Origin of the sequence: Gramella jeungdoensis, from assembly GCF_023805255.1 — a bacterium.
GTDB classification, from domain to species: domain Bacteria; phylum Bacteroidota; class Bacteroidia; order Flavobacteriales; family Flavobacteriaceae; genus Christiangramia; species Christiangramia jeungdoensis.
Map to the genome: position 1 here is coordinate 1 of NZ_JAMSCK010000010.1, position 13,584 is coordinate 13,584.

General features: G+C 41.1%; 6 protein-coding genes and 1 rRNA gene. 5 read left to right on the top strand and 2 right to left on the bottom strand.

What is annotated here, in order from left to right:
- The 4 genes from rrf to NE848_RS17110 all read left to right on the top strand — a co-directional run.
- A 5S ribosomal RNA gene (gene rrf / locus NE848_RS17095) occupies positions 1 to 88 on the top strand; the annotation flags it as partial.
- 232 nt (positions 89 to 320) lie between these two features.
- Positions 321 to 2,414, top strand: coding sequence for a phosphate acetyltransferase (pta, locus tag NE848_RS17100; protein WP_252115830.1), 2,094 nt, complete (start codon positions 321 to 323; stop codon positions 2,412 to 2,414).
- 6 nt (positions 2,415 to 2,420) lie between these two features.
- Positions 2,421 to 3,608: an acetate/propionate family kinase gene (locus NE848_RS17105; protein ID WP_252115831.1), complete on the top strand. Its 1,188-nt coding sequence runs from the start codon at positions 2,421 to 2,423 to the stop codon at positions 3,606 to 3,608.
- 259 nt (positions 3,609 to 3,867) lie between these two features.
- Entirely contained in the window at positions 3,868 to 4,812 is a 945-nt protein-coding gene (locus NE848_RS17110; RefSeq protein ID WP_252115832.1) for a DUF4382 domain-containing protein, read from the top strand.
- 65 nt (positions 4,813 to 4,877) lie between these two features.
- On the opposite strand, the gene NE848_RS17115 is transcribed toward NE848_RS17110, so the two are convergent.
- The gene (locus NE848_RS17115) at positions 4,878 to 6,338 is read right to left on the bottom strand and encodes a glutamate synthase subunit beta (RefSeq protein WP_252115833.1); all 1,461 of its coding nucleotides are present in this window, start codon (positions 6,336 to 6,338) and stop codon (positions 4,878 to 4,880) included.
- Positions 6,339 to 6,343: 5 nt separating this feature from the next.
- Positions 6,344 to 10,867 carry a glutamate synthase large subunit gene (gltB, locus tag NE848_RS17120; protein WP_252115834.1) on the bottom strand — a complete coding sequence of 1,508 codons (4,524 nt, stop codon included), beginning with the start codon at positions 10,865 to 10,867 and terminating at the stop codon, positions 6,344 to 6,346.
- 592 nt (positions 10,868 to 11,459) lie between these two features.
- Here gltB and NE848_RS17125 point away from each other — a divergent pair.
- On the top strand, positions 11,460 to 13,584 hold a 2,125-nt coding region (locus tag NE848_RS17125; RefSeq protein WP_252115835.1), incomplete at its 3' end, for a hypothetical protein.

Consider the following 13,584-nt stretch of genomic DNA (forward strand, 5'->3'; position numbering starts at 1 on the left):
TCACCTCTTCCCATTCCGAACAGAGAAGTTAAGCCCGTTAGCGCCGATGGTACTGCTATCATTGTGGGAGAGTAGGTCGCCGCCTTCTTCTTGAAAACCCCTTCAGTTATCCTGAAGGGGTTTTTTTATGGAATAATTTAAAGTTTATTCCAGGTAATGCCTCTCTTCGATAACTCATATCTTTCTATTTTCAGAATAAAAATGCTTTCTTCCAAAGCATTTTGAAACATATGATTCATGTCATTCTTTAGCATCTTTTAAGGAATACTTAAAAGCTTCATTTTTTATTAGTCTTATTTTTGCCATACAATTTAATTACTATGAACAAGGGAATTTATATCGCCACTCTGGAATCTCATAGTGGCAAATCAATGATCAGCCTGGGACTGATGCGTACTCTGCTGGGTAAAATGATGAAAGTAGGATATTTCAGGCCTATTATAAACGATACTTTAGAAGACGAAAAAGACAATCATATAGACACTGTTTTAAGCTACTTCAATTTAAATATCCCTTATGAGGATACTTATGCATTTACCCGCAGTGAAGTTATTCATAAACGAAATGAAGGGAAATCGGGAGAGATCATAGATACCATCATTTCCAAATATAAAAAGCTAGAAGAGGAGTTTGATTTTATCCTTGTAGAAGGCAGTGACTTTTCAGGAGAAGGAAGTGTTTTTGAGTTCGACGTTAATACGGTAATTGCAAAAAACCTTGGTATACCTGTTATTATTGTGGTTAGTGGTCAGAGTAAGACCTGGGAAGAATTACTGGGAAGTCAGCAAATGGCCTTTCAGGCTTTTAAGAATAAGGAAGTTCAGGTAATTGCTATGGTTAGTAATAAGATTCAGGAATTAAACCTTGAATCTGCCAAAAAGAATATGAGAGGCATTTTACCAGAAGATGTAGGTGTTTTTGCTATTCCATTAATTGATACGCTCAATAACCCCACTTTAAAGGAAATAGTAAATGCCCTGGATGGGAAAGTATTGTTCGGTCATGATTTTCTGGATAATCAAAGCGGGAATTTTGGAGTAGGAGCAATGCAGTTGCGTAACTATCTTACCACGCTTAAGAATGAAAGTCTGGTGATAACACCCGGAGACAGGGCCGATATAATTCTTGGTGCCTTGCAGGCGAATATTTCCAGTAATTATCCAAGGATTTCTGGGATTATTCTAACCGGCGGTTTAACGCCAGAAGAATCAATTTTGAAGTTGATTGAAGGACTGTCTGATATCGTGCCGATAATTTCCGTTCAGGATGGAACCTTTAATGTAACCAATAAAGTAGGGGCTATAAAATCTAATATTTATGCAGATAGTATTCAGAAGATTCAAACGACCATAAGTACTTTTGAACGCTACGTGTCTTTTGATTCACTGGTGGAAAGACTAATCGATTATAAACCTCACGGGATAACTCCCAGAATGTTCCAGTACGGATTGGTACAACGCGCCAGAAAAAGCAAAAAGCGTATCGTATTGCCTGAAGGTACCGATGAGCGTATCCTTACTGCAGCAAAACGGCTTATTGATATGAATCTGGTTGAATTAACCTTACTGGGCGATGTTGATGTAATTAAGAAGACGCTAGCTAAAATTCAACTGGACCTTGACTTTTCAAAAGTAAATATCATAGACCCGGTAAAATCTCCTTATTTTCATGAATATGCCGAAACCTTCTATGAACTTAGAAAGCATAAAGGTGTGAATATGGATATGGCCAAAGACCGAATGAGTGATGTTTCTTATTTTGGGACGATGATGATTTATAAAGGTCATGCCGACGGAATGGTGTCTGGAGCTGCCCACACCACTCAGCATACCATTTTACCCGCGCTTCAGTTTATAAAAACAAAACCTAACGTTTCAGTGGTTTCTTCTGTATTTTTTATGTGCCTGGAAGACAGGGTTTCGGTCTTTGGCGATTGCGCGATCAATCCTAATCCTACGGCCGAGGAACTGGCAGAAATAACTATCTCTTCTGCTGAAAGTGCTGCAGCTTTCGGCATTGAGCCAAAAATAGCCATGCTTTCCTATTCATCAGGGACTTCCGGGAAGGGGGAAGATGTAGATAGAGTTAGGGAAGCTACTGAGCTTGTTAAGCAAAGAAGACCAGACCTTAAGGTTGAAGGGCCTATTCAGTATGATGCGGCCGTAGATATAAGTGTTGGCAAAAGTAAATTACCCGATTCGGAAGTGGCAGGCCAGGCCAATGTTTTGATCTTCCCTGATCTGAATACCGGAAACAACACCTATAAAGCAGTACAAAGGGAAACGGGAGCCCTTGCAATTGGACCAATGCTTCAGGGCTTGAATAAACCGGTCAATGATCTAAGCCGTGGATGTACTGTGGCTGATATTTATAACACGGTAATTTTAACAGCCATTCAGGCACAAGGAATTTAAAGTATTATGAAAAATATATTGATCATAAATTCAGGAAGTTCTTCTTTAAAATTTCAACTTATACAAATGCCTTCCGAAGAAGTTATGGCTTCGGGAATGGTAGAGAGAATAGGCCTGGATGATTCAAAATTACACTATAGGGTTAAGGATAATGCAATATCAGAAATAATTGAAGCTACAGACCATGCTGTTGCTTTAAAAGCGATTACTGAACATTTGATGGATTCTGAAAACGGAGTCATTAAGAATAAAGATGAAATTGCTGCTGTGGGCCATCGGGTAGTGCATGGGGGTGATGCTTTCTCTGAAACAATCACGATAAATGATAAGGTAAAGGAAAAAATAAAAGAATTTTTCTCTCTCGCTCCTTTGCATAATCCGCCTAATTTAAAGGGGATTGAAGTTGCTGAAAAGCTTTTCCCAAATTCGGAACAGGTGGCTGTATTTGATACTGCTTTTCACAGGACCATTCCACGAAAAGCGGCCCAATATGCGATCCCTAATAAATTTTTTGAAAAAGATCATATTCAGCTATATGGTTTTCACGGAACCAGTCATAAATATGTTTCTAAAAAAGCTATAGAGGAACTTCAGAATGAAAATTCAAGAATTATAAGCATACATTTAGGGAATGGCTGTAGTATAACGGCTGTGAAGGATGGAAAGAGCCTGGATCATTCCTTGGGGTTTGCACCTGTGAATGGTCTTATCATGGGAACCAGAAGTGGAGATATAGACCAGTCGGTTATTTTTTATCTGATCGATGAGCTGGGATATACCTCACAGGAAGTAAGTGATCTTTTACATAAGAATAGCGGAATGCTTGGTCTTACCGGTTACAGCGATCTCAGGGAAATTGAAAGAGAGGCTGCGAGTGGGAATAAACGATGTCAAATGGCTTTAGATATGAATGCCTATCGCATAAAGAAATATATCGGGGCCTATGTAGCTGTGATGAATGGTTTGGATGCTCTCATATTCACGGCAGGTATAGGTGAAAATAGCGATGTTATTCGAAACCTGGTTTGCAAGGATATGGATTACTTCGGAATTAAACTGGATGAAGAAAAAAATAAAGTTCGCGATAAGAAATTAAGAGCTATAGAAGCCGAAGGATCCAAAGTTAAGATCCTGGTGATCCCTACAAACGAAGAACTGGAAATTGCGCAACAAACCTTTGAGTTGATCTCATAACCAAGAGGCACCGTTAGGGTGCCTTTTTCATTTAATCCAATGATTTTTCAGGCCGTCCATAAAGGATTATTTATGGCCCTATTCTCCCATTTTACCAGTAAAATAGCCAGTTTTAGCATTTTTTTAAGGAATACTGGCAGGAAGCTTGCGTTAATACTAATTCCAAATCTAAATCTATTTCGATGCTAGCCACAATCGAATCAATGAATTTTAACCAAAAACGTCTTAAATAATATTAGGCGTACAAAAATTGTTATTTATGCTATTTAAAAACTTAAGTAGATTAGGATTATTATTAGGATTAATTTTGTTTGTTTCCTGTTCTGAGGATGATTCCATGGAAGAGCCGGGAACAGGAGAAGGAGGTAATTCCACAGCGGTTTATATTACAGATTCTCCCGTAGATGAAGCAAATGTGGAGGCTGTTTTTATTACCGTTTCTGAAGTTAAAGTAAATGGTAAGGCTGTGGAAGGATTCAACACGACTACTATAGAAGTTAGTAGCCTTACAAAAGGTAATACTGAACTTTTAGGTGAGCTGAAGCTTGATGCAGGAACAACTTCTGATATCACTTTAATGCTTGCCGATACCGATGCATCAGGAAATGCGCCCGGAAACTATGTAGTTCTTAGTGGTGGTGCAAAAGAAGAGCTTGGCGGATCAATGGAACTGAACATCAACGATCAGGCTGAGATTGTACAGGATGCCCAGAATGAACTTGTATTGGACTTTGACCTGCGTAAAAGTTTGAAGCATGAAGGAGATGATTATTCTTTCGTGTCTGAATCACAACTTGAAAGCAGTGTAAGAGCCGTGAACAGTATGAAAACTGGTGTGGTTACAGGAAATGTAGATAATACCAGCGAGGCTGAAGGTGATGTTGTTGTAGCCTATGCTTATAAAAAAGGTACATTCAGCGAATCTGAGAGCAGTGCGAATGGAGAAGGTGTTACATTCTCTAATGCCGTGAGTAGTTCAGCCGTATCTCAGTCTAATGGAGAATTTGAGATCCATTTCCTTGAAGAAGGTGATTACGAACTGCATTTTGCTTCTTATTCTGATGAAGATAACGACGGAAAACTTGAATTTTCAAGTATGGTAGAAGCAAGTACTGCGAGCAGTATTGATCTTAGCGGATTTACCGTTGAAGCTAATTCTGAAGTAAATCTTGATATCTCTTTCACAGGACTTTTAGGACTGTAAGAAAAAAAAGTAAATAAATAAAAAAGCCCCGCCAATTGGCGGGGCTTTTTTTGTTTATCCCGTGTTTATGCGGTGGGAAGGTCTCCGTTCCCTTTTATGGGCAATTTTGATTTTCCCATGAGGAATTTATCTACATGATGTGCCGCCTCACGGCCTTCAGAAATAGCCCAGACAATAAGCGACTGTCCTCTTCTCATATCCCCGGCAACAAAAATATTCTTCACATTGGTCTGGTAATTTTTTCCGCCTTTTATATTGGTTCTGGCATCGGTTTCAACCCCGAGTTTTTCACTTAAGGTCTTTTCTGGTCCTGTAAAGCCTAGCGAAAGTAATGCAAGGTCACAAGGCCATTCCTTTTCGGTGTTAGGGATCTCTTTTAACTCAGGTCGCTGTCCCGGTTTTCTATGCCATTCAACCTGTACGGTTTTCAGGCCTTTCAGATTTCCTTTTTCGTCTTTCACAAATTCTTTGGTCTGAATGCTCCAGTTCCTTTCAACCCCTTCTTCGTGGGAAGAACTTGTTTTTAGAGTGAAAGGCCAGTAGGGCCATGGGTTTTCCAGGGTCCTGTGTTCTGAAGGCATAGGCAGTATCTCAAAATTCGTAACAGATTTTGCTCCATGTCTGTTGGAAGTACCAACACAGTCAGACCCGGTATCTCCACCACCAATAACGATCACATCCTTACCTTTGGCGCTAAGCTCCTCTTTCATGTCCTTAAGCCCGTCTACAACCTCATTATTGTTCTTCAGGAATTTCATCGCCTGCATCACTCCTTTTGCATCTGCACCAGGAATTGGAAGTTCACGTCTTGCTGTTGCACCTCCACAAAGGACTACGGCATCAAACTCATCAAGTTTTTCTATTTCATAGTTTTTCCCAACCTCTACATTGGTCTTGAATTCGATCCCTTCAGCCTTCATTATATCCAAACGACGGTCTATGACCTTCTTTTCCATTTTGAAATCGGGAATTCCATATCGCAGTAATCCGCCAACTTTAGCGTCCCTTTCAAAAACAGTAACATTATGACCGGCTCTGTTCAGTTGCTGAGCTGCTGCAAGTCCCGCAGGCCCCGATCCTATTACGGCTACTTTTTTGTCTGTACGATGAGCAGGAGGTTCAGGTTCTATCCATCCTTCTTTAAAACCTCTTTCTACAATATATTTTTCTATCATCTCAATTGCCACGGGTGGCTCAATGATTCCCAGTACACATGAAGATTCGCATGGTGCAGGGCAAAGCCTTCCCGTGAACTCAGGAAAATTATTTGTAGCATGCAGAATCTTTAAAGCCTTTTGCCAGTCATTTCTGTACACGGCATGATTGAAATCGGGGATAAGGTTCCCCAGTGGACAGCCACTATGGCAGAACGGGATCCCGCAATCCATACAGCGTCCACCCTGCTTATTAAGTTCCTTAGTGTCTAGTTCTTTTGTAAATTCATTATAATCTTTAACGCGTTCCTCAACTTTTCTTTTGTCTTCATCAACGCGTTCATATTCTAAAAATCCTCTTAATTGACCCATTTTTCTTACGCTGTTTTTAAATCTACCTCTTCACTTAGTTCTTTTTCTTCTTCAAGTCTCAGTAAAGCCTTTTTATATTCCACAGGCATTACTTTTATAAAGGCTCCGGAATTATTTTCCCAATCATCAAGAATAGCCTTGGCTACCTCACTTTCGGTATACTGATAGTGGTTTACTATCAGCTCTTCCAGTTCCTGAAGGTTTTCATCGGAAGGTGATTCCAGATCTACCATTTCCATATTAAAGTTATTCCTGTCCACACTATTATCCGGATCATAGATGTAGGCTGTTCCACCGCTCATTCCAGCTGCGAAATTCCTTCCTATCTTTCCAAGAATAACAGCGACACCTCCGGTCATATATTCGCATCCGTGATCACCGATTCCCTCAATAACCGCTTTTGCTCCTGAATTCCTTACACAAAAACGTTCACCTCCAATACCATTGATATAGGCCTCTCCCGAAATAGCTCCATAAAGAGCTACATTACCAATGATGATATTTTCATTGGACTTGAAAGTAGCTTCTTTAGGTTTTCGGATAGAAAGTATCGCTCCTGAAAGTCCTTTTCCAAAATAGTCATTGGAATTTCCTTCTATATTAAGATTCAGACCAGGCGCCGAAAATGCTCCGAAACTCTGACCTGCTGAACCTTTGAAATTAAGGGTTAAGGTGTTATGAGGTAAACCTTTTGCACCATGAATCTTGGATATCTCGTTACTTATGATCGCCCCGGTGGTTCTGTTCGTATTAGCGATAGGGAAACTTAGAGTTACAGGTTCTTTCCTGTAAATCGCGGGGTGAGCCTGTCTCAATATTTCAAAGTCAAGTACCCCTTCAAGATTATGAAGTTGTTTTTCCGTGTTCGATAATGGCACTCCTTCTTTGATTTTTGGTTTATGAAGTATGCTGGAAAGATCGATACCCTGTGCTTTATAATGCTTAATGGCACGGTTCATATCCAGTTTCTGACTTTGACCAACCATTTCATCCATTTTTCGGAAACCAAGCTGAGCCATGATCTCTCTAAGCTCCTGTGCGATGAAATACATGAAGTTGATCACATTTTCAGGAGTTCCCTTAAAGTTCTTCCTTAGTTCAGGATCCTGGGTTGCAATACCAACCGGGCATGTGTTCAGGTGACATGCTCTCATCATGATACATCCTGTTGCTACAAGTGGAGCAGTAGAGAAGCCGAACTCCTCAGCTCCCAGCAGGCAGGCTATAGCTACATCACGACCAGTCTTTAACTGTCCGTCACACTCAACAACAATCCTGCTTCTAAGATTATTCAGCAATAAAGTTTGCTGGGTTTCTGCGATACCAAGCTCCCATGGTAGTCCGGCGTGTCTTAATGAAGTAAGGGGAGAAGCTCCCGTTCCTCCATCGTAACCGGAAATAAGAACCACATCGGCCTTGGCTTTGGCCACACCTGCAGCGATCGTTCCTACACCAACTTTTGAAACCAGTTTCACATTAATGCGTGCTTCCCTGTTGGCGTTTTTAAGATCGAAGATTAGCTGAGCCAGATCCTCGATTGAATAAATATCGTGGTGTGGAGGCGGCGAAATCAATCCAACATAAGGTGTGGAATTTCTTGTTTTCGCAATGTCCGGATTTACTTTTGGTCCGGGTAATTGCCCACCTTCACCAGGCTTGGCTCCCTGAGCCATTTTTATTTGTATCTCTTTCGCGTTTGAAAGGTAATCGATAGAAACCCCGAATCGTCCTGAAGCTACCTGCTTGATCGCTGAATTTCTCCAGTTACCATTGATATCCTTCTGAAAACGGTCTGGATCTTCTCCTCCTTCACCGGAGTTACTTTTACCTTTGATTCGGTTCATTGCGATGGCCAGGTTTTCGTGGGCCTCTTTACTAATGGAACCGAAAGACATGGCACCGGTCTTAAATCTTTTTACGATCTCGGTCCATGGTTCCACCTCTTCAATAGGAATAGGGTTCAAATCCTTGAATTTGAACATTCCACGAAGTGTCATGAGTCTCTCGTTCTGCTCATTTATAATGTTGGAATATTCAGTATAGGTATCATAAGAGTTCTGCTTTACGGCCTGCTGAAGTTTAGCTACACTGGCAGGATTAAAGACATGACGCTCGCCATTTCTTCTCCAGCGGTAATCTCCACCCATTTCAAGGTCAAGATCGGTTTCCGTTTCAGGAGGGAAGAAGGCGTGCTGATAGCGTTTCTGGATCTCTTTTTCTACTTCGTAAAGCCCGATACCTTCAATCCTCGTAGGAGTATTGCAGAAGTACTTATTTACGAATTTCTTATTGAGACCAAGGATCTCAAAGATCTGCGAACCACGATAAGAAAGTAAGGTAGAAATTCCAATTTTGTTCATGATCTTCACGATACCTTTACCAATAGCAACATTGAAGTTGTTTACGGCAGTTTCAGGATCTTTTTCATTGATCTCGTTTCTTTCAACCAGGTCATAGATCACTTCATTTACCATATATGGGTTAATGGCGCTCGCACCGTAACCGAATAAGGCAGCAAAATGATGTGGTTCTCTTGGTTCAGCCGATTCTATCACAATTCCGAAAGAACTCCTTCTATTGTGGTCTTTCACCCGGTGATGTACAAATGAGCATGCAAGCAGGGATGGAATAGGAGCAAGTTTTGGATTTACATTCCTGTCTGAAAGGATTATAATATTGCATCCGTCATCCACCGCATCGTTGATCTCGAGGATCATTTCATCCAGTCGATCTTCCAGGCCGTTCATTCCTTTTTCAGCTTCATAAAGCATAGAAATCGATTTGGCCTTGAAGCCCGGATGATCTATATATTTTATCTTGTCCAGGTCTTCGTTTGAAATAACAGGATTCTGGATCTTCAGTTTTTTACATTGTTCCGGGATTATTTCAAAAAGGTTGATATCCTCACCTACAGACAGGCTGATATCGGTCACGATCTCTTCCCTGATACCATCCAGAGGTGGATTGGTAACCTGGGCGAAAAGCTGTTTGAAATAATTAAAAAGCAATTGTGGTTTATCTGAAAGTACGGCTAGAGGAATATCGGTACCCATAGAACCAATGGCTTCTTTACCATGAGAGGCCATAGGCGCAATAATTGTACTTATATCCTCATAAGTATAGCCAAAGAGTTTCAGCCTGGTGATATAAGGTATATCTTCCACCGGCGTTTTGTTCCCCGTATAAGGAACATTGGCTAAGGGCAAAAGGTTGTCATTTAACCAGTCCCGGTATGGTAAACGGGTTACGATCTTTTCCTTTACTTCCTCATCCTCAATAATGCGCCCCTCTATCATATCTACAAGGAACATTCTACCTGGTTCAAGTCTACCGTGGCGCAATACATTCTCCGGTTTTATATCCAGAACTCCGGTTTCTGAAGACATTACTACATAACCGTCCTTTGTTACTGTATACCTGGAAGGCCTTAAACCATTTCGGTCTAATAGCGCACCTATATAATTACCATCGGTAAAAGGAATGGAGGCCGGGCCATCCCAGGGCTCCATGATACAGGCGTTATATTCATAAAAAGCTTTTTTGTTATCTATCATGGAAGGGTTCTTCTCCCATGCCTCAGGAACCATCATCATAATGGCTTCTGGAAGGGACCTTCCTGTTTGAAGCAAAAGTTCCAGGGCCATATCCATGGAAGCGGAATCTGATTTTCCTTCCATGGTAATAGGGACGATCTTCTTGATATCCTCACCAAAGGTCTCACTTTCAAAGAGCTCTTCTCTTGCTCTCATCCTGCTTAGGTTTCCGCGCAGCGTATTTATCTCACCATTGTGGCACATATACCTGAAAGGCTGTGCCAGGTCCCAGGTTGGGAAGGTGTTTGTGGAGAATCGCTGGTGTACCAGTGCTAATTTTGTGATCACATCAGGATCATTAAGATCTTTGTAATACTCATTGATATCCTGGGGCATTAAAAGACCTTTATATATAATGGTATTAGTGGAGAGACTGGAAAAATAGAAATATTCCCTTTGTGCAAGTCCTGATTCCTCAACACGATGTTCAGCAATTTTACGGGCTGTGTAAAGTTTTGCATTGAACTTTTGATCATCCAGTTTTTCAGGGCGGCCAATGAATACCTGCTGGATAGCGGGTTCAACTCTGCTGGCCATTTTACCCAGGCAGGAATGGTTCACAGGAACCTTTCTCCATCCCAGAATTTCCAGTTGCTGATTTTCAACTTCTTCTTCAAATATTTTCTTACATAAATTTGCCTGATTCTTATTCTTGGGTAGAAAGAGCATCCCAACTGCATAAGACCTGAATTCCGGCAGTTCGAAATCACATACTTTTTTAAAGAAATCGTGAGGTACTTCTATTAGAATTCCTGCGCCATCTCCGGTCTTTCCATCGGCGCTTACAGCACCCCTGTGTTCGAGTCGAACCAGGATATCAATCGCCTTATGTATGATTTGATTAGTTCTTTCACCATTAAGATTACAAATAAAACCTGCGCCACAATTATCGCGCTCATTTAGAGGGGAGTAGAGTCCCTGTTCTTTTATTCTCATACCTGTTTCCTTCTGAATTATTCTTTTAAAGTTAAATAAAACCCAAGGAAACGAGCAAAGATTAAGGAGTTTAAAATCAACTTTTTAGGATTTGACAATGAAAGGCTTTTTTAATGAAAAATCGGCAAAATAAAGCCTTCATATTGCTAATTTAAGAATGGTTTTTTTGGCTTTTTTCGGCGCTTAGGTGATAACCCCCGTTTTTGGTCGGAGGTTATTCTATAGACCCTGTTATAGTCAAAATTTTGTTAAATTTGAATAAGAAATTAGAAGTTACTTTTCTATAATTTTTATAACAATAATCTAATAGATCTTCACTTAAAAAGTCTCCAGATTTCTCCTACGTCACCCAAGTCTTAATAACCTATAGTTTAATGTTCTCTTATTCCTTAAACCAGGAAAGAATTAGATCCCCCCGATAAGATCGTGCCTCTTAGGTAATTGTGCTGGCCAGATATTATGCCAGATGGTTTTTCTCCCTCTCCTTCAATGTATTTAGATTCATTTTCACCTTTTTTTATACAGATGATATCCCGGTCTGCTTTTGAAGGTTAATGCGTGCTATTGGTGCAAACCTTTAAAATTTTGTATTATGAAAGACTCTACAATCGTACCACCTGAGGGGATCTTATATTGTATCTTAAAGTTTTCCCAACACTGGAAGCTTCGCATTTTATTAGTTAGCTTCTTAATTATTTTTTCTCAAACGACTTTAATTCATGCTCAGCAGCCAGCAGCAAACCTGGATCAGGTTAGAAACGGTTCTGCAGCTTCTCCTAATGATCCGGGAAACTGGGTAAACGGAAATCTGGGTCCTACGCAAGCCCACTATTTTGAGGGTTCTTCCGTAGCCTATCGTGCCATTCTAACGGATATGCCAGCTAATACAGTAGTTAATCTCACATTGGAATATGATGTGAAACATAGTGGCAAACACGCTCTTGATTATCTTACTCATTATGAAAGAATTGAACCTCATGTTTTGGCCTATGGGCATGCAGCCGAGAATATTGATCCAACAATAGGAATTCCAGGATATACCGAGGCTGCTCCAACAAGTACATTTGCCATTCCTGTCCCTACAAATTTGAATTCTCCGGTTCCTCCTGAACCCGTGACCAGTTTTGGAAACCTGGGCCCTGGAGGAGCAATAATGACCATGTGGGGAGGAACGATCACTAATATAGTAAATGGTGCGGCTGCCGATCTTTCTTTGAATAAAGTGGCCCAGCAAATTATAGTGACTTTCACTACAGGACCCACAGATGGACAAACCATGATTTTAGCCTGGGGTGGTCATATAGCCAGCCGTGCAGACTGGGGCTTTATAGATGGAGTGCCGAGATCTGCAGGTGGGATTAGTGGTTCTCCTTATCATATGAGGTTAATAGACTGGAACCTTAATAATTTAGGTAACCAGGACAGGTCGCTTAAAGCGAGCGCAGTTATTCCGCCACCAGAATGTGATCTTTCAGGAGTAGATGCAGCCTGTGAAGGAACTACAGGTCTGGAATATTCTGTAACTCCCGTAGATGCCGCCCTGAATCCTCAATATATTTGGACTATCGAAGGAGGTGATGCAAGTACAATGTTTAATCCTGCTCCTACCACTTCAAGTACTACAGTGTATGTTGATGCAGGCGCGGCTGATTTTACCGTAAAACTTATGATCACTTCTCCATTTGGAAGTGTGGAATGTGAGTATGATACACAAATTTATCCAAATCCAGATGCAGGCATCAGTACCGATGGCGTGTGTGATGGCGATGATTCTACCTTTACAGCGACACCGAATGATGGCGACAATTACATATTCTTTGAAGATGTTAATGATGATGGTGCATATGTTCTGGCCGATGATGGTGCAGCTTTACAAAATGGTGCTTCAGATACTTATACTGGAGCTCATGCAGATGGCACTAAAATAGGGGTTGTAGTCACCTATAATAATACGGATGCAAACTGTAGTGATACAGCGGTAACCGCGGCAGAGGTTTATGACAATCCAGATGCAGGCATCAGTACCGATGGCGTGTGTGATGGTGATGATTCCACCTTTACAGCGACACCGAATGATGGCGACAACTACTTATTCTTTGAAGATGTTAATGATGATGGCGCATATGTTCTGGCCGATGATGGTGCAGCTTTACAAAATGGTGCTTCAGATACTTATACCGGAGCTCATGCAGATGGCACTAAAATAGGGGTTGTAGTCACCTATAATAATACGGATGCAAACTGTAGTGATACAGCGGTAACCGCGGCAGAGGTTTATGACAATCCAGATGCAGGCATCAGTACCGATGGCGTGTGTGATGGTGATGATTCCACCTTTACAGCGACACCGAATGATGGCGACAATTACTTATTCTTTGAAGATGTTAATGATGATGGTGCATATGTTCTGGCCGATGATGGTGCAGCTTTACAAAATGGTGCTTCAGATACTTATACCGGAGCTCATTCAGATGGCACTAAAATAGGGGTTGTAGTCACCTATAATAATACGGATGCAAACTGTAGTGATACAGCGGTAACCGCGGCAGAGGTTTATGACAATCCAGATGCAGGCATCAGTACCGATGGTGTGTGTGATGGTGATGATTCCACCTTTACAGCGACACCGAATGATGGCGACAATTACTTATTCTTTGAAGATGTTAATGATGATGGTGCATATGTTCTGGCCGATGATGGTGCAGCTTTACAAAATG